Origin of the sequence: Massilia rhizosphaerae, from assembly GCF_016093545.1 — a bacterium.
GTDB classification, from domain to species: domain Bacteria; phylum Pseudomonadota; class Gammaproteobacteria; order Burkholderiales; family Burkholderiaceae_D; genus Telluria; species Telluria rhizosphaerae.
This window is the reverse complement of sequence record NZ_JADKYX010000026.1, coordinates 25743-43238: the sequence shown is the minus strand read 5'-3', so window position 1 is coordinate 43238 and position 17496 is coordinate 25743. Positions and strand designations below refer to the sequence as shown.

At 64.7% G+C, this 17496-nt stretch carries 14 protein-coding genes and 2 tRNA genes; 10 read left to right on the top strand and 6 right to left on the bottom strand.

Annotation, left to right across the window (positions count from 1 at the left end):
* Window position 1 precedes the first annotated feature (1 nt).
* From ISF28_RS27325 to ISF28_RS27305, 5 genes are all read left to right on the top strand, one after another.
* Window positions 2-838, top strand: coding sequence for an AraC family transcriptional regulator (locus ISF28_RS27325; protein WP_198120337.1), 837 nt, complete (start codon window positions 2-4; stop codon window positions 836-838).
* A gap of 69 nt (window positions 839-907) precedes the next feature.
* On the top strand, window positions 908-2152 hold the full coding sequence (locus tag ISF28_RS27320; RefSeq protein WP_198120336.1) for a glycosyltransferase: 1245 nt from the start codon (window positions 908-910) through the stop codon (window positions 2150-2152).
* A 95-nt stretch (window positions 2153-2247) separates the two neighbouring features.
* Window positions 2248-4506, top strand: a complete 2259-nt coding sequence (locus tag ISF28_RS27315; protein ID WP_198120335.1) for an ATP-binding protein — start codon at window positions 2248-2250, stop codon at window positions 4504-4506.
* Window positions 4507-4738: 232 nt separating this feature from the next.
* Complete coding sequence (locus ISF28_RS27310) at window positions 4739-6628, top strand: S53 family peptidase (protein ID WP_198120334.1); 1890 nt, start codon at window positions 4739-4741, stop codon at window positions 6626-6628.
* A 20-nt stretch (window positions 6629-6648) separates the two neighbouring features.
* Complete coding sequence (locus tag ISF28_RS27305) at window positions 6649-7176, top strand: PEP-CTERM sorting domain-containing protein (protein WP_198120333.1); 528 nt, start codon at window positions 6649-6651, stop codon at window positions 7174-7176.
* Here the strand turns inward: ISF28_RS27305 and ISF28_RS27300 are convergent.
* A complete protein-coding gene (locus ISF28_RS27300; RefSeq protein WP_198120332.1) occupies window positions 7173-8276 on the bottom strand; it encodes an aldo/keto reductase in 1104 nt (367 codons plus the stop codon). The two genes, ISF28_RS27305 and ISF28_RS27300, sit on opposite strands and share 4 nt — an antisense overlap.
* 100 nt (window positions 8277-8376) lie before the next feature.
* On the opposite strand from ISF28_RS27300, the gene ISF28_RS27295 reads away from it, so the two are divergent.
* Both ISF28_RS27295 and ISF28_RS27290 read left to right on the top strand, forming a co-directional pair.
* Entirely contained in the window at window positions 8377-9297 is a 921-nt protein-coding gene (locus ISF28_RS27295; protein WP_198120331.1) for a LysR family transcriptional regulator, read from the top strand.
* Window positions 9298-9441: 144 nt separating this feature from the next.
* The gene (locus ISF28_RS27290; RefSeq protein ID WP_198120330.1) at window positions 9442-9864 is read left to right on the top strand and encodes a hemerythrin domain-containing protein; all 423 of its coding nucleotides are present in this window, start codon (window positions 9442-9444) and stop codon (window positions 9862-9864) included.
* A gap of 62 nt (window positions 9865-9926) precedes the next feature.
* Here ISF28_RS27290 and ISF28_RS27285 read toward each other — a convergent pair whose 3' ends face one another.
* The 4 genes from ISF28_RS27285 to uvrB form a co-directional block, all read right to left on the bottom strand.
* Window positions 9927-10211: a hypothetical protein gene (locus ISF28_RS27285; protein WP_198120329.1), complete on the bottom strand. Its 285-nt coding sequence runs from the start codon at window positions 10209-10211 to the stop codon at window positions 9927-9929.
* Window positions 10212-10374: 163 nt separating this feature from the next.
* Window positions 10375-10758, bottom strand: a complete 384-nt coding sequence (locus tag ISF28_RS31330; protein WP_198120328.1) for a lysozyme inhibitor LprI family protein — start codon at window positions 10756-10758, stop codon at window positions 10375-10377.
* A 302-nt stretch (window positions 10759-11060) separates the two neighbouring features.
* Complete coding sequence (locus tag ISF28_RS27275; protein ID WP_198120327.1) at window positions 11061-12728, bottom strand: serine hydrolase domain-containing protein; 1668 nt, start codon at window positions 12726-12728, stop codon at window positions 11061-11063.
* Between the two features lie 410 nt (window positions 12729-13138).
* Entirely contained in the window at window positions 13139-15235 is a 2097-nt protein-coding gene (gene uvrB, locus ISF28_RS27270; protein WP_229519423.1) for an excinuclease ABC subunit UvrB, read from the bottom strand.
* A 108-nt stretch (window positions 15236-15343) separates the two neighbouring features.
* On the opposite strand from uvrB, the gene ISF28_RS27265 reads away from it, so the two are divergent.
* The 3 genes from ISF28_RS27265 to ISF28_RS27255 all read left to right on the top strand — a co-directional run bounded on the left by ISF28_RS27265 (window position 15344) and on the right by ISF28_RS27255 (window position 16819).
* A complete protein-coding gene (locus ISF28_RS27265) occupies window positions 15344-16555 on the top strand; it encodes an amino acid aminotransferase (protein WP_198120326.1) in 1212 nt (403 codons plus the stop codon).
* 46 nt (window positions 16556-16601) lie between these two features.
* A tRNA-Asn gene (locus ISF28_RS27260) sits at window positions 16602-16677 on the top strand.
* 66 nt (window positions 16678-16743) lie between these two features.
* A tRNA-Asn gene (locus ISF28_RS27255) sits at window positions 16744-16819 on the top strand.
* Window positions 16820-16856: 37 nt separating this feature from the next.
* Here ISF28_RS27255 and ISF28_RS27250 read toward each other — a convergent pair.
* Window positions 16857-17453 (bottom strand): site-specific integrase, encoded by a 597-nt coding sequence (locus ISF28_RS27250; protein ID WP_229519422.1) that lies wholly within the window; start codon window positions 17451-17453, stop codon window positions 16857-16859.
* Between the last annotated feature and the right edge of the window lie 43 nt (window positions 17454-17496).

Below are 17496 nucleotides of genomic sequence, written 5' to 3'. Positions count from 1 at the left end.
CATGCAAGCCTGGATGCACACGCCGCGGGGCGAGCTGGCCGAGGCCGTGCATGGCATCGGCTTCATCTCGACCGTGGACGACCCGTGGCCGCCGGCGCAGCCGCAGCTGAACCGCTTTCCGGCGATGGTGTACTGCAGCCTGAACTTCTTCACGGCCGGCGCCGTCGCGCTACCCGGCGACGACGGCGCGCTGCACGCGTTGCCGGACTGGGTCGTCGCCGGACCGCGCACGCGGCCCATCGCGTCGCTGACCCTGGCGCCGCTGCGCACGCTCGGCGTCGTGCTGTATCCAGACGCCTTCGCCCTGTTGACGGGGCTCGCACCGGCCGCGCTGCAGGACCGCAACGACCCGGCGGCGCACCTGCTCGATGCCTCCTGGGCCGACTGGCCGCGGGCGCTGCGCGCCTGCGCCGACGAGGCCGCGCAACTGGTCTGGATCGAGGCGCGGCTGGGCGAGCGCTGGCAGGCCGTGCGCCATCGCTGGGATGCGGAGCTGGGCGCCAGCCTGCGCCGCATCGCCGCGCCGGACGGCGCCGCCACCGTGCCGGAACTGGGCGCCGCGCTGGGCGTCGGCGAACGCCAGGCGCAGCGCCAGTACCGGGCCCGCGTCGGCCTCTCTCCCGCGCAGGCGCGCCGGCTGCAGCGCATGAATGCGGCCGTGTACGCGCTGCGCGATCCCGCCGCGCCGGCGCGCACCCTGGCCGACCTCGCGGCCGAGCTGGGCTACGCCGACCAGGCCCATATGGCGCGCGAGCTGCGCCAGCTCGCCGGCCTGCCGCCGTCGCGGCTGGAAACGCACATCGACACCGATCGCGAGTACTGGCCGTACCGGTTGTGATGTCGGGTTTATTCAAGCCGCCGCACGCCCCGGCGGCCACAATCGTGCCTTCTCGAACGAGGCACGACCATGAAGATCACGTTTCTCACCTACGGCACCGACGGCGATACCCGCCCGCTGCTGGCGCTCGCCCGTGAAGTCGGCGCGCGCGGCCACGCGGCGCACGTGCTGGCCGACGTGGCGGGCGCGCCGCTCGCTCACGCGTTCGGCATTCCCTTCACGCTACTTTCCGGCGACATGCGCGCCGCGTTCCAACCCGGCGGCGCGTTCGGCGCGCTGCTGAAGGACGGCGCCAGCATGACGCGCCTCATGCGCGCCTGTGCGGCCCTCGCGCGCGACAACACGCGGCCGTGGATGGAAGCGGCGCGCGCCGCCGCGCAGGGGAGCGACGCGCTGGTGTATTCGGGCCTGGCCGGCTTCGTCGGCCTGGCGGTGGCGGACGCGCTCGGCATCCCGTGCATCGGCGCCGCGATGTGGCCGATGACGCCCACGCGCGCCTTCGCGCCGCCGTTCCTGCCGGTGCATCGCCTGCCGGGCTGGGCGAATCTGCTGGCCCACCGCGCGTTCGATCGCATGGCCTGGTCCATGTTCGGTCCCGAGTTGAACCGTGCGCGCCGGGAGGTATTCGGCGCGCCGCCGCGGCGCCGGCCATGGCGCGACGTGCCCATGCTGTACGGCTGCTCGCCCACGCTGCTGGCGCGTCCGGTCGACTGGCCGGCGAACGTCGAGCTCACCGGCGCCTGGGCGTTGCCGGTGCGGCCCGATTGGCGGCCGTCCCCGGCCCTGTCGGCGTTCCTGGAGGCCGGTCCCGCACCCGTCTATATCGGCTTCGGCAGCATGGCGGGCATAGCCCAGGCGAGCTTGATCGATGCCGTCCAGGCCGTCGCGGCGCGGCGGCGCGTGCTGTTCCATCCGGGCTGGAGCGGCATCGATCCGGCCCGCCTGCCGCCCGATGTGTTCGTGCTGGGCGACACGCCGCACGACTGGCTGTTCCCGCGCACGGCCCTCGTCGTGCACCATGGCGGCGCCGGCACCAGCCACGCCGTCGCGCGCGCGGGCGTGCCGTCCGTCGTGGTGCCGTTTGCCGGCGACCAGTTCTTCTGGGCGCGGCGCATGGCGCAGCAGGGGATCGCCGTGACCTGTCCGGCGGCCGGGTTCGACGGCACCAGCCTGGCGCAGGCCGTGTCTGCCGCGTCGGCGCCCGCGCTGCGCGACAACGCGCGCCGCGTGGGGCAGGCGATGGCGGCCGAAGACGGCGTGCGCACGGCCGTCGATCGGTTGCTGGGCGGCGCCGCGCGCCGGCTGGACGATTGAATCGGGCGCCTGCGGGCGGACCAGGCGCGGAGTTCTCGGGTATATACTGGGCCATCGTTGCCCCATGCCCAGTCCAGGAATCCTTGCGTCCACCCATGAACCAGTCGCTCTCCCGCCCGACGACGATCAGCTATGCCCTTCTCATCTTCTTGCTGCTGGCGACGCCCGCCCTGCTGGTCTGGCAGCGCTACGGGATGATCCGCACCATCGAGATCTCGCCCAGCCAGCCTCACGGCGCGCGGATCACGGACGACCGCTTGGAGTTGCACGGGAATTCGGTGGGCACGCTGGTGCGCACGCGGGACGCCATCACCATGCGGTGCGCGCTGGGCACCGCCGCGACTTACCGGTTCTGCAAGATGCAATTCCTGCTGGGCAGGCCGGGCACCGGCATCGACTTGTCCCGGTTCGACAGGATCGAGTTCGACCTGCGCTATTCGGGCCGGCCCCCGCGCCTGGTCAAGCTGCACCTGATGAACTTCGAACCGGAGTTCTCCAAACCCGGCGACTGGAACTCGCAGCGCTTCAACGAAGCCGTGATCGACCTGCCGCCGCAGAGCCCCTTCACGATTCCGATGAACGTACTGCGCACGGCGGACTGGTGGAGCAGCACGCACAACATCCCGCTGTCCAAGAGCTATGCCCGGCTCGACCGCGTGACGGCCGTGGAACTGTCGACGGGGCCCGTGTCGCCGGGGCAAACGATCACAGTCGAGGTGCGCTCGATCCGGTTCCGCGGCAAATGGATGTCGAAGACGACGCTGCTGATGGGACTCGTGTCGGCGTGGATCGGGTGCGGCATCCTCGGCCTGTCGCTGGGGCTGCGGCACTACCGCGCCAGCCTGTCGGCCACCCATTCGCGCCTGGAACGCCTGGCCGCCGTCGACCGTGAACGCAAGACGGCCGAGGCGGCGCGCGAGGCGGCGCTGGCCGAGGCTATCGGCCTCGCGCGCCAGCGCAGCAATTTTCTCGCGCAGATGAGCCATGAATTGCGCACCCCGCTCAACGCCATCATCGGCTATGCCCAGCTGCTGAAGCGCGACCGGCACCAGCTGACCGAACGGCAGGCCGCCGGCCTGGCCACCATCCACGAGAGCGGCCAGCACCTGCTCACGCTCATCAACGACATCCTCGACCTGGCGCGGGTCGAGGCCGGCAGGATGGTGCTGTATCCGGCCGCCGTCCACCTCGGCGCTTTCCTGCAGGTGGTCGTCGACATCATGCGCGTGAAGGCCGAGGAGAAAGGCCTGGCGTTCCACTACGCGCTCGCGCCCGACCTGCCGGCCGCCGTGACGGTCGACGAGACGCGCCTGCGCCAGGTGCTGCTCAACCTGCTGGGCAACGCGGTGAAATTCACCGACCGCGGCACGGTCTCGCTGCGGGTGCTGAAGGCGGCGGGCGGCGCGGACGGCGCGTCCGTCACGCTGCGCTTCGAGGTGGCCGACACCGGCATCGGCATGAGCGCGCAACAACTCGGGCGCATCTTCCGGCCGTTCGAACAGGTGGCCGACATGCCGTGGCGCGAGGGCGGCACCGGCCTGGGCCTGGCCATCAGCCAGCAACTGGCGCGCCTGATGGGCGGCAGCATCGCCGTCGCCAGCGAACCGGGGCAGGGCAGCACGTTCTCGTGCGAACTCGCGGTGCCGGTCGCCGACAGCCCGGCCAACCGGCCGCCCGCGCCCGCCATCGTCGGCTATACAGGCGAGCGCAAGCGCTTGCTGATCGTCGACGACGTGCCGCAGAACCGCGCGATGCTCGTGGATGCGCTGCAGGCGGTCGGCTTCGTCGTGGCCGCGGCCGAGGACGGCCTGGCATGCATGGCCCTGCTCGACACCTTCAAGCCCGACCTGATCGTGATGGACGTCATGATGCCGGTCATCGACGGCAACGAGACGACCCGGCGCATTCGCCGCACGCCGGCCTGGAGCGGGGTTCCGGTCATCGCCGTCACCGCCAGTGCCAGCCAGGAGGACGAAGCGCGCTGCCGCGCCGCGGGCGCCGACGCCTTTCTCGCCAAGCCGGTCGAACTCGATGGCCTGCTGCGCGCCGTCGGCACGCAGCTGTCGCTCGACTGGATCACCGCCGAACCGGCGGCGGAGGCGGCGCAACCGGACGACGGGGAAGCGGCCGCCCTGGTCGCGCCGCCGGCGGCGGAGATCGAGGTGCTCTGGCAACTGGCACGGATCGGGGACATGCGCAAGATCCGGGAACGCGCCACCTACCTGCGGGCGCTCGATCCGGCGTACGCCCCGTTCGCAGCACACCTGGACTCGCTGGCGCAGGGCTACCACTCGAAGGGGCTGACGGCCTTCGTTGCGCGCTACCGGACCGAAAGCGCGGTACCGCCCGCTTGAATCGGTAGCACAGGCCAGACCAGGTATTTTGATTGTAATCAAGAAACTATGTGTCGAAAAAATTTACATTAAGACAAAAAATCAGACACAAACTTTATGACGAGGTGATGACAAGTTTTTGATTAATTGGGGAAATAACTCTTGGTTAAAGAAAATGGCATACGGCTTGCTTGCGTGACAAATGCTCTGCCGCGAATCGGCAGGTCCCTCAACAATCATCAGGGAGTCCGCATTGAAAACGCTCACCGCAATTACCGTTGCCATCGGGGTGTTGACTACGTCGCTGGCTTACGGTGCCACGACCTCCACCCAGTTCCACATCGAGAAGGATGCGCGCATCGCCGATCTCGGCCTCGCGCCCCAGACGGAAGTCCGGCAGATCACGCTGTCGCTGGCCGTCAAGAACCGCGCCGCCATGGAAACCCATGCGGCCGCCGTCGTCGACCCGGCCAGTCCGAACTACCGTAAATTCCTGACGCCGGCGCAGTTCGGCAGCCTGTACGGCCAGGACGCGACGGCCATCGCCCAGGTGGTCAATTTCCTCCAGGCGCAGGGGCTGACGGTGACGAAGGTCTATGCGAACAACCTGCTGATTTCCGCGAAGGGCACGAATGCGCAGCTCGCGGCCGTGTTCGGCAGCCCGATCCACGCGTACCGGATGCTGGGCCGCACCTACGAGGCCCCGGCGGGCGCCACCGCGATTCCCGCCAACCTGGCCGGCATCGTGACGTCCGTGCATGGCCTGAGCGGCCGCCCCCTGTTCCACAGCAATATCGTGCGCCAGCCGGCATCGGGCGTGGCGACGGGCGAATCGAAGCTGCAGCCGAGCCGCATCCCGACCCCGAACGCCGCGGCCGCATCGCTGCCGGGCGAGTACACGGTGCTGGACCTCGCCGCCAAATACGACGTCACGCCGCTGTACGCGGCCGGCGTGACGGGCGCCGGCAAGACCATCGGCATCGCCACGCTGGCCGGCTATCGCCAGTCCGACGCGTACGGCTACTGGAATGCGCTGGGCCTCTCCGTCGCGCCGAACCGCATCACCGACGTGCTCGTGGACGGCGGCCCGCTGCCGGCCGACGGTCCGGGCAGCGGCGGCGCGGGCGAGACGACCCTCGACGTCGAACAGTCGGGTGGCGTGGCGCCGGGCGCCAATGTCCGCGTCTACCTGGCGCCCAATCAGGGCAATGGCTTCCTGGACATGTTCGCCACGGCCGTCGACGAGAACATCGTCGACACGCTGTCCGTGAGCTGGGGCGCGGCCGAGGTCTTCAATGGCCCCGAAGACCTGGACGCCTTCCACGCCGTGTTCGTCCAGGCCGCGCTGCAGGGCATCCCCGTGATCGCCGCCGCAGGCGATGCCGGCGCCTTCGACATCAACAGCGTGTTCCCGTATCCGAGCTGCACGACGCTGCTGACGGCCGACCACCCGGCGTCCGACTCGGCCGTCCTGGCCGCCGGCGGCACGACCTTGCCGCATACGCAGGTCCACAAATACGGCAGCATCACGATCCCGACCGAGCGCGCCTGGGCGTGGGACTACCTGCGCGGCTACATCGTGAAGTATTACGGCCAGACCCTGTACTACACGGATTACTTCCCGGTGGGCGGCGGCGGCGGCGTCAGCGTGGACTTCCCCCGGCCGTCGTACCAGGACAATCTGGCCGGCGCGGCAACGAGCGCGGCGGCGCAGAGCCTGTACTGCAAGGCGTCCGTGGTGGGCGATCCGGGCACGGGCTACGAAGACCTGATCGACCTGCCGCCGGCGGTTGCCGGCCGCAACCTGCCGGACGTGTCGCTCAACGCCGACCCGTACAGCGGCTACCTCATCTATTTCGAAGGGCAGTGGGGCGCGGGCAGCGGCGGCACGAGCTTCGTGGCGCCGCAGCTGAACGGCATCTTCACCCTGATCGCGGCCGGCAAGAACAGCCGCCTGGGCGCGCTGCATCCGCAGCTGTACGGCGCCTTCAAGAACTATGGCTACGGCGCGAACTCGCCGTTCCGCGCGGTCACGGCCGGCACGAACCTCTACTACAAGAGCACGAACCGGTTCAATCCGGCGACGGGCCTCGGCTCGCTCGACGTGGCGAACCTCGCGCGCGCCCTCGGCGTGACCCTGTGAATCCGATACGAAAGACGACGATGAAATCGATCAAACACATCCTGCTCGGCCTCGTGCTTGCCACCTGCGCCGTCTTCAACGCCTCCGCCACGCCGACGTTCAACGACATGTTCTTCGTCGTGCCCGAGTTCGGCCCGACCACGACGCAGACCTGGAACTTCGGCATCACCGAGCCGACCGCCCAGTCGGGCGACACGTTCGTCTACGACTTCCTGTTCAACACGCCGCCCGAACCGGCCTGGTTCGATTTCACCGTGTTCCCGGACCTGGCCGGCTCGCTGGCCTTCACGGACCTCGGCTTCTTCGGCGGCGACCTCGTGACCCCGATCGACGCGCTGGCCCTGTCGCTGACGAGCGAGTTCGCCGAAGGCATGGGCACCATCACGAGCGGCACGTACGACGTGCGGCTGGCCGGCACCTTCCTGGCCGACGGCGCCGGCTTCACGGGACAGGCATTCTCCGATATCCCGGAGCCCGTGAGCCTGGCGTTGCTCGGCGTCGGCCTGGCCGGCATGGTGGGCGCGCGGCGCCGCAAGGCGGCCGCTTAGTCGACGCCGCTGCCCGACCCCTCGACGAGCACCGGCGCGCGATAGCCCGCCGGCTTGTCGCCGACCCGGGCGCCGCCGTACATCATGCCCTGCATCGCGTTCGTGAAGAAGTAGTAGGGGAACGGCGTCGCGGGCCGGCTTGCCTCGTCCAGGCGGTTGGCGAGCTCGGCCGGCAGTTCGAAATCGAGCGCGCCGAGATTCGTCGTCAGCTGTTCCGGCCGCGACGCGCCGACGATCACGCTGGCGACACCAGGACGGCTCGCGACCCAGTTCAAGGCCACCTGCGCCATCGGCCGGCCGATCTCGTCCGCCACTTTTTCCAGCTCGTCGACGATCTGGAAATTGCGCTCCGTCAGATGCTGGAAGGCCGGATTGCCATTCCCCTGCATGGCCGCCAGACGGCCTTCGGTCGCAGAGTCGCGCCGATAACGGCCGGCCAACAGGCCGCTCGCCAGCGGGCTCCAGACGGTAATGCCCATGCCGAGCTCGGTGGCCAGGCGCTGGTATTCGTGTTCGATATTGCGCTCGACGAGCGAATACTGCAGTTGCAGCGCCGACACCGGTTCGAAGCCGCGCCACTCGGCCAGCGTCTGGGCGCGCGCCGCGTACCAGGCGGGCACGTCCGACAAGCCGATGTGACGGATCTTGCCCGCACGTACGAGATCGTCCAGGGTGCGCATCACTTCTTCCACCGGGGTCAATTGATCCCACGCGTGCACGTAAAACACGTCCAGGTAATCCGTCTGCAGCCGCTTGAGCGATCCTTCGACGGCGCGCATCAGGTTCTTGCGGCCATTGCCGCCGCCGTTCGGATTGGCGGCCGCCAGGTTGAACGTGTATTTGCTGGCGAGGACCAATTGATCGCGCGAACCGCTCGCCTGGATGAATTCGCCCAGCCACGTCTCGCTCGTGCCGTTCGTGTACACGTCGGCCGTGTCGATGAAATTGCCGCCGTGGTCGCGATAGAGGTTGAACACGCGCTCGGCGGCCGTCTTGTCGGAACCCCAGCCCCATTCCGTGCCGAACGTCATCGCGCCCAAAGACAGGCGGCTGACGCGCAGGCCGGTGCGACCGAGGGTGTAGTAGACGGGTTGTTGCATGATGTTTCTCCTTGTCGGGTTGAATGAACGTCAGCATAATCGCCTCGATAAGAAAGAAAAACAGCCATAATCTTCAGTCCTTATTAAGAGCTGCTTCATAATGAAATTGACGCAACTGGACGGCCTGCTGGCGTTCGCAACCGTTGCCCAGCGCGGCAACTTCACGGCCGCCGCCGCGCAGCTGGAAGTGACGCCGTCGGCCGTCAGCCAGACGGTCCGGCAACTGGAGGAGCGGTTGGGCGTGCGCCTGCTGCACCGGACGACGCGCAGCGTGCGCCTGACGGAAGCCGGCGAGCAATTTCTTGCGCGCGTCGCGCCGGCCGTGGCCGAGCTCACGCAGGCCGCCGCCGAGCTGGACGAATTCAGGAGCGGCGTCAGCGGCGTGCTCAAGCTGAACATGGCGCACATCGCCTACGCCGCCTGCCTGCGCCCGCTGGTGCCCGGATTCCTCGCGCGCCATCCCGGCATCAAGCTCGAACTGGACCTGGACGACGGCTTCGTGGACATCGTGGCCGGCGGATTCGACGCGGGCGTGCGCCTGGGCGAATCGGTCCAGGTCGACATGGTGACCGTGCCGCTGACCCGTCAGGAGCGCATCTGCATGGTGGCATCGCCGGAGTATGCGGCGCGCCGGGGCCTGCCGCGCTCCATCGAAGAATTGCAGCGGCACGACTGCATCCGCTATCGCTTCCGCAAAAGCCAGACGATCTACCGCTGGGAATTAATGAGAGAGGGGCAATTGGTCGAGGTGGAGGTAAGCGGCCCGCTGACGGTCACGAGCAGCGCCGACATGGCGGGCACCGCGCTCGACGGCATCGGCATTGCCCACGTCTTCGTCCGGCAGGTGGAGGCCGACCTGGCGGCGGGCAGGCTGGTGCCCGTGCTGCCGGATTGCTGGCCGACGTTCACGGGTTTTCATTTGTATTATCCGACGCGGCGGCAAATGCCGGCGAAGCTGCGGGCGTTCATTGATTACTGCGGCGAAAAGCTGGGCGGCGCGGCGGCCGGCAACCGCGAATAGGACAGCATCCGCTTGGCAGGACCCCTTTCGGCGGTGTGGATTTAAATATGCATTTGATTTGCATATTTATGGGCGGCAGGCTACACTGGCATCTAAGTATTTCCTAATGGCATTACCAAGTTGTGGTCTTTCAGGAGTTCCAGCATGAATATCGACAAGTTCAAGCACCAGCACGTGGCCATCCTCGACGGCATCGAGCGTTTGCGCCAATCCGTCCGCGCGGGGATCGCGGCCAACGCCGACGACATCGCCACGGGCATCATCAAGATCAGCGGCGTGATCAAACTGCATCTTGCCATCGAGGACACGGTGCTGTATCCCGCCATCGCCGACAGCGCCGACCGCAAGCTCGCGCGGCTGGGCGAGGCCTACCAGCGCGAGATGAACGGCATCGCCGGCGAGTATTTCGCGTTCGCGTCGCGCTGGAATTTACCCGCGCGACTGACGGCCGATCCCGAAGGTTTCCGTGCCGACGCGAACCGCGTCCTGCGCGTGCTGTTCGACCGCATGCGGCGCGAGGACACCGAGTTCTATCCGGCGATCGACGCGGCCGCGGCGGCCGTCTGAGGGTAGGGGAGGGCGTGAACGTCCTTCTGTCGCGCGGAAGTGGGCGCTGGAGAAGTTTTACGTCACGCCTCAAGTCGGGCATATCGCCGGGACAATTGCTCCCGAATCCATGCGCGCAATGCGCTCCACTCTAGCGAAGTGGTTGGATCTTTAGCTTCATCCTTCACCTTCTTCCACAGTACGCCACTCCAGGCTGATAGGGCTGCGGACACCGCGATCAGATTGCCGATCATGGCCGACATGGAGAAAGTCCGGATATCGTGTGAGGCATCCTGGACATTGTCGAAGATCGCGGCCGCAACGGACACCATACCGATGAGGGTAATGAGGCCGATGACTGATGCCAAGCCGTTGATTGTTTTAGCTCGCAAAGCGTTGCCTTGTCATCGATTACAGTAGAACGTCGGAGCTCGAACATTGAAGTAGCATAACAGGTTGTCGAAGCAGAGAAAATTACACACTTTCGCGACCGACAGCATTCGACCCGAAGCGCTCCTTCATTTCGATTGTTCAATAGGCAGGGCAGCTCAAATCGCCTTCTTTACATTCCATAAGTTTAGTTATTTCCCGCAGCCGAGCTACAGTTTTCTCAGTAAGACATTCGTAGCGAACCATTCGATGGGCACTACCGTCTGCTACGGCTGAACTTTCGAAATCGCACGCCAGGTCTCGGTACCTTATCCACGCTACTTGTGCCTCTTTGAGCTGGTTTTTCTGTGACTCGCTAAGACGAGTTCGATACCGAGAGTATGCCGCGTTCAGCTTCTGATCTTGTGATGCATACTCCTGCCCCGCGCATGTCGTCATTTCCAACTGGCTTTTCGGATCGGTACAGTTGGCGGCGACTGCGTGCGCAGATATGTAGAGTAGAACAACAATGATATGTTTTTTCATCAAATCACTTGAAGACGTAAGCAAGAGAACGGGGCTGTTCGAACGACCGTTCCTGGCCGACCTCGGCCGTTCGATTCAGAATAACAGGTTGCAGAGTTGAAAAAGTCACGAACGGTCACGGCGGTCAGCACCCGGTCCAGGCTGGGTAAAAAACCAGATTCGACGACATGTCGATTTGGCTCGGCGCTGTAGAACGCTCGTTGTGGCCCTTTCTCGTCGAGTGGACTTCAAAGGTAGTTACTTGCGTAGCCCCTGTATTGAAGATGAAACGGCTGGCCGGCGCTGTCATTACGCTACGGGCGCTACAGTTGCCGCTGGCCGCTCAGCTTGAGAGCGCCCTGTTCAAACGTCAGGATCATGCGTCCGTCAGCTTGCTTTTCGAAGCGCAACTGGACGTCATGGTCGGCGTCCAGGAACAGGTTTTGCGCCAGCGCGGCCATGCTCACCGCAGGCTGGCCCACCGGCCCGGCGTGCATGGCGTCGCCAACGCGCGTAATTTCGATCACAAAGCCAGGGGCGAGCGAGTAGCGGCCGAGATACTGGTCCAGTACAGCCGACGCTACCTGCACCGTTTGAGGATCCACCACCGTCGTGACAGCACGGCGGTGCACGCTGTGGTGCAACTCATCGTCGATGGTCATGCCCGTGACGAACCCTGCGTTGCGCTGGAACTGTACCGTCACCAAGCTGTCACCGATCAGGAAACCATCCTGCTTGTAGTAGTGCAGCGGCGCACGCGGCATGCCTGTTCCCTGGATCGTCAGGCCGCCGTGCTCGAGGCGAACCGTGTGGGCGCGCTTGTCGTCTATCGGATAGACGCCCACGTAGTCGGCAAGCGTGACCGCATCGAGTTTGGTATCGGACGGCGCCGGCAACGGCTTGCCTGCCACCTGCATCGCAATCTTACGTGTCAAGTTCGCCAAGGGTGCGTCGATGCCGTCCGCATCGCGATTGGCTAGCATCGCCACGTAGACGCGCTCCTTCGGCAACCACACGGCATCCGATGTGAAGCCGGTGATATTCCCGCCATGGAAGACCTCATCGACACCATTCAGCCGTCCGACGAACCATCCATACCCGTAAGGTCCTGTCTTGCCGTCGGCGAGTGGGTGCGCCGTCCAGGCTTGGCGTAGTGTCTGCGGGCGCAGCAGCTTGCCGTCGGCGAGCGCAGTCTGCCAGCGCGCCAAGTCATCCACGGTCGACACGAGCGCCCCGGCGGCATAAGGCCACGTCATGCTGATGCTTTCCACCTTGTTCGCCTTGCTGTCATAGCCCGATACGGGCCTGAAACGGGCGTCCTCGTAGCCCGTGTGCGTCATGCCCATGGGTTTGAAGATGCGTTCATCGAGGAAGCGTGCATATGGCTGGCCCGACGCTTTTTCGATGATGGCGCCGAGCAGGAAGTAGCCGGAATTGTCGTATCTGAACTGGGTCCCAGGAGTAAATTCCAAGGCGTCGTCCTTGAAGAAATCAATTCCTTGCGCCACGGTCACGTCCTTGCGCATGACGTCCACGAAGTTGCGCTTGCCCGTGTAGCTCGGGATGCCGGAGGTATGCGAGAGCAGATGTTCGATCGTGATCTTGGCGCCATGGGTCGGGTAGCCGGGCAGGAAGCGCGTGATGTCGTCCGACAGTGCCAGCTTGCCGTCGTCCGCCAGCATCAGGATGGCGACGGCCGTGAACTGCTTCGTCATCGAACCGAGCCGCGCTGGCGAATCAATGCTCATTGCCTGCTTTAATGCCACATCCGCGAGGCCGTAGGCCTTGCGGAATACCGTCTTGCCATCCCGCGTGGCGATCACAACGGCCCCCGGGCCATCTGCCTTGAAATGGGGCGCGACCAAGGCGTCGATCGCCGCCTCGGGCATTTGCTGGGCGGCCTGCGGCAGGGCAGGCGCTGCGTAGGCGAAATGCAATGGTGCCAGCAATAAAGGCAGGGTGGCGAGGACGATAGCTGAATATCGGCGCATGATTTTCCTAAAATGGTAAAAGAAACCGAATGGTATTCATCAATCCCAATCTGCATGGCACCTACGCGACAAAGTGCACTGCAAGGCGACGAATTGCCGGAATAGACTGATGGACGAATTGAAGTATCCAGATCCCCAACCTTGGACAACCTCCTGCTGTGGCAAGACTATGTGCGCTGACAAGAGCAGGCGATCGTGCTCGGCACATTCGTCGCAGTGCTCGAAATTAGTGAAATGAACGGGGCGCGGACAGTTCCTGAACACCCGATAAAAATCATCAAGCACAGCGATATCCTGCTGAGTGAATGCCATGGTTTGTGCTGCCTCCTTATGCCACCTCAGCCCCCCGTGATGAAGGCTAAAAAAAACGGCCCCGCAGAGCCGTTTCGCATGATGTCGAGAGTCAGCGCTTACTTGCCAAGAATCGACACCACATTGTCCGCCCCCGGCGCCCCGAACGCCTGCTGCTTGAGGACATGCAACTGATCGCGCACCTGGGCCGCTTTTTCGAACTCGAGGTTCTTGGCGTGGTCGACCATGAGCTTTTCGAGGCGCTTGATTTCCTTCGAAATCTGCTTCTCGCTCATGCCCTCGACCTTGGCCGCTTCCTCCGACAAACCATTGTCGTTCAGCATGGCCTTCTGCGCGGCCGCGCTGTACACGCCGTCGATCATTTCCTTGATCTTCTTCTGCACGCCCTTCGGGGTGATGCCGTTCGCTTCGTTGAACGCGATCTGCTTGGCGCGGCGGCGCTCCGTTTCGTCGATCGCGCGCTTCATCGAATCCGTGATCTGGTCCGCGTACAGGATCGCGACGCCGTTCAGGTTACGCGCCGCGCGGCCAATGGTCTGGATCAGCGAGCGTTCCGAACGGAGGAAACCTTCCTTGTCGGCGTCCAGCACGGCCACCAGCGACACTTCCGGCAAGTCCAGGCCCTCGCGCAGCAGGTTGATGCCGACGACGACGTCGAACGTGCCTAGCCGCAGGTCGCGCAGGATTTCCACGCGTTCCACCGTGTCGATGTCGCTGTGCAGGTAGCGCACCTTGATGCCGTGGTCGGACAGGTATTCCGTCAGCTGCTCGGCCATGCGCTTGGTCAGCGTGGTGACCAGCACGCGCTCGTCCTTCTTGACGCGGTCGGTGATCTCGCCCATCAGGTCGTCCACCTGGGAACGCGCGGGTTTCACGATGACCTGCGGGTCGACGAGGCCGGTCGGGCGCACGACCTGCTCGACGACGTTGTCGGCGTGCTCCTTCTCGTAGTCAGCTGGCGTCGCGGACACGAAGATGCACTGGCGCATCTTGCTCTCGAATTCCGAGAATTTCAGCGGGCGGTTGTCGAGCGCGGACGGCAGGCGGAAGCCGTAGTCGACGAGGTTCACCTTGCGCGAACGGTCGCCGTTGTACATGGCGTTCAGCTGGCCGATCATCACGTGCGACTCGTCCATGAACATCAGCGCGTCCTTCGGCAGGTAGTCGATGAGGGTCGGCGGCGGTTCGCCCGGCATCGAGCCGGACAGGTGGCGCGAATAGTTCTCGATGCCCTTCGTGAAACCGACTTCGGCCAGCATCTCGAGGTCGAAGCGCGTGCGCTGTTCGAGGCGTTGTTCCTCCAGCAGCTTGCCCTGCTGGCGGAATTCCTCGAGGCGGTCGCGCAGCTCGGCCTTGATGGAGTCGACCGCCTTCAGCACGGTGGCACGGCCGGTGACGTAGTGCGAGCCCGGGTACACGGTGAAGCGGGGGATCTTCTGGCGCACCTTGCCGGTCAGCGGGTCGAACAATTGCAGCGATTCGATTTCGTCGTCGAACATTTCGACGCGGATCGCGAGTTCCGCGTGTTCGGCCGGGAAGATGTCGATCGTGTCGCCGCGCACGCGGAACGTGCCGCGCGCAAAGTCCATTTCGTTGCGCGTGTACTGCATCTGGATCAGGCGCGCGATGACGTCGCGCTGCGCCACCTTGTCGCCCGTGCGCAACGTGAGGATCATCTTGTGGTACTCGTTCGGATTACCGATACCGTAGATGGCCGAGACCGTCGCGACGATGACGACGTCGCGCCGCTCCATCAGCGATTTGGTGCACGACAGGCGCATCTGCTCGATGTGCTCGTTGATCGACGAGTCCTTTTCGATGAACAGGTCGCGCTGCGGCACGTACGCTTCCGGCTGGTAATAGTCGTAGTACGAGACGAAGTACTCGACGGCATTCTGCGGGAAGAATTCGCGGAACTCCGCGTACAACTGGGCCGCAAGGGTCTTGTTCGGGGCGAACACGATGGCGGGACGGCCGGCGCGGGCGATCACGTTGGCCATCGTATACGTCTTGCCGGAACCGGTCACGCCGAGCAGCGTCTGGTACATCAAGCCGTCCTCGATGCCCTCGATGAGGCCCTGGATCGCGGTCGGCTGGTCACCGGCCGGCGGGAAGGGCTGGTGCAGCTTGAACGGCGAATCGGGGAACGTGATGACGGTGGGTGCTGGTGAATTTGCAACCGATAAATCTGCCATTGGATCAGACCTTTGCTAGAATGAGAATCCGCCTGCGGCCCAGCATCTATCAAGGCCGCTGTCTATACAACCGCTGCGAAACCCAGCCGACAAACCAAGTTTATCACGATGAATTCCCCAGCTCCTGCCAGCATCTTCAGCGCCATCGCCATGGCTCCCCGCGATCCGATCCTCGGCATCACCGAGGCCTTCAATGCAGACACCAATCCCGCCAAGATCAACCTGGGCGTGGGCGTCTACTACGATGACAACGGGAAAGTGCCGCTGCTGGAATGCGTTCAGAAAGCGGAAGCGAAGTTGATGGAACAGCCCACGCCGCGCACCTATCTGCCGATCGAAGGCCTGGGCGCGTACGACAAGGCTGTGCAAGAACTCGTATTTGGTGCCGACAGCGCCGTTATTCAAGAGAAGCGTGCCGTCACGGTGCAAGCCCTGGGCGGCACCGGCGCGCTGAAAATCGGCGCCGACTTCCTGAAGCGCTTCTCGCCGGATTCGCAAGTCTACATCAGCGACCCGAGCTGGGAAAACCACCGCGCCCTGTTCGAGAGCGCCGGCTTCACCGTCAACAACTACGCCTACTACGACCCGGCCACGCACGGCGTCAACTTCCCGGGCATGCTGGCCGCGCTCAAGGCCATGCCGGAAGGTTCGATCGTCGTCCTGCACGCCTGCTGCCACAACCCGACCGGCGCCGAACTGAACGCCGACCAGTGGGGCCAGGTGATCCAGGTGGTGCGTGAAAACAACCTGATCCCGTTCCTCGACATGGCCTACCAGGGCTTCGGCGACGGCATTGCCGAGGACGGCGCCGTCGTCCGCCGCTTCACCGAGACGGCCGGCCCGCTGCTGGTGTCGAACTCGTTCTCGAAGTCGTTCTCGCTGTACGGCGAGCGCGTCGGCGCGCTGTCCGTCGTGGCCGCCACCGCGGAAGAGGCTGCCCGCCTGCTGTCGCAGCTGAAGCGCATCGTCCGCACCAACTACTCGAACCCGCCGACGCACGGCGGCAAGGTCGTCGCGACCGTCCTGTCCACGCCGGAACTGCGCCAGCTGTGGGAAGACGAGCTGGCCGGCATGCGCGTGCGCATCAAGCAGATGCGCGACGAGCTGGTGAAAAAGCTGGCCGAACAGGCCCCGGGCAAGGACTTCGACTTCGTGCGCAAGCAAGTCGGCATGTTCTCGTACTCGGGCCTGACCAAGGACCAGGTCGAGAAGCTGCGCGCCGAATCGATCTACGCCGTGGACACCGGCCGCATCTGCGTGGCCGCGCTGAACTCGAAGAACATCGATCGCGTCGTTGACGCCATCGCGAAAGTTCTCTAAACTCTTGCTTCTTTCGCTGCGGCATCAGTCGTAGCGAAAGATCTTTTCCCTGATAGCTCAGTCGGTAGAGCGACGGACTGTTAATCCGCAGGTCCCTGGTTCGAGTCCAGGTCGGGGAGCCAGATTTCCGCACGGTTGCGTCCAGCCTGTGCAAGCCGCGGGTGAGCGGCTATAATGACAACACCTATTCCCTGATAGCTCAGTCGGTAGAGCGACGGACTGTTAATCCGCAGGTCCCTGGTTCGAGTCCAGGTCGGGGAGCCAGAATAATCAAAGGGTTACGCGCTTGCGTAGCCCTTTGTCATTTTGGGCCGTGACACAAACGTGACAGCCGTATCACGTTGGCCCCCTGCTTGCTGCTCTCGATCCTTGCCGCCGCGACCGTCAGGTTCTCGGTCGCAAACTTCGCGTACCGGTCCACCATGTTGCACGACTTCCATCCCCCCAGGTCCTTCAGCTCGTCGCAGCTCGTCCCAGCCTGCCGATGCCATGACGCCCAGGTGTGGCGCAGATCGTGAAAGCGCACATCGCTCAAGCCTGCCTTCTCTAGCGCGTTGTGCCAGGCCGTATTGGTGACGTCCCAGCGGATCGGCGCGCCGCGATAGGTAAAGCAGAACTGAGAATGCTTGCCGACTTGCTCCTCCAGTACCGCTACTGCGTCTCTGTTGAGCGGTACGCCGCGTGACGTGCCGTTCTTGGTGCGATTCAGCCATGCGGTCTGCCGGGTCAAATCCACACGCTCCCATTCCAGCCCCGTAATCTCGCTGGCGCGGCAGCCGGTCGATAAGGCAAACCGGATCAGCGCCGCCAGATGCGGGCAGACCTTGATCAGCCTGTCCGCTTCCTCCCGCGTCAGCCACCGGTCGCGTTCGACTTCCCCCGGCAGCAGGCGGATCAATGGAATGCCTCCCATCCCCCACAGCATGAAGAGGATATGTACC

Coding starts and splice junctions, on each gene's coding strand:
- ISF28_RS27325 (WP_198120337.1), top strand. CDS start 2: ATGCAAGCCTGGATGCACACGCCGCGGGGCGAGCTGGCCGAGGCCGTG.
- ISF28_RS27320 (WP_198120336.1), top strand. CDS start 908: ATGAAGATCACGTTTCTCACCTACGGCACCGACGGCGATACCCGCCCG.
- ISF28_RS27315 (WP_198120335.1), top strand. CDS start 2,248: ATGAACCAGTCGCTCTCCCGCCCGACGACGATCAGCTATGCCCTTCTC.
- ISF28_RS27305 (WP_198120333.1), top strand. CDS start 6,649: ATGAAATCGATCAAACACATCCTGCTCGGCCTCGTGCTTGCCACCTGC.
- ISF28_RS27300 (WP_198120332.1), bottom strand. CDS start 8,276: ATGCAACAACCCGTCTACTACACCCTCGGTCGCACCGGCCTGCGCGTC.
- ISF28_RS27295 (WP_198120331.1), top strand. CDS start 8,377: ATGAAATTGACGCAACTGGACGGCCTGCTGGCGTTCGCAACCGTTGCC.
- ISF28_RS27290 (WP_198120330.1), top strand. CDS start 9,442: ATGAATATCGACAAGTTCAAGCACCAGCACGTGGCCATCCTCGACGGC.
- ISF28_RS31330 (WP_198120328.1), bottom strand. CDS start 10,758: ATGAAAAAACATATCATTGTTGTTCTACTCTACATATCTGCGCACGCA.
- ISF28_RS27275 (WP_198120327.1), bottom strand. CDS start 12,728: ATGCGCCGATATTCAGCTATCGTCCTCGCCACCCTGCCTTTATTGCTG.
- uvrB (WP_229519423.1), bottom strand. CDS start 15,235: ATGGCAGATTTATCGGTTGCAAATTCACCAGCACCCACCGTCATCACG.
- ISF28_RS27265 (WP_198120326.1), top strand. CDS start 15,344: ATGAATTCCCCAGCTCCTGCCAGCATCTTCAGCGCCATCGCCATGGCT.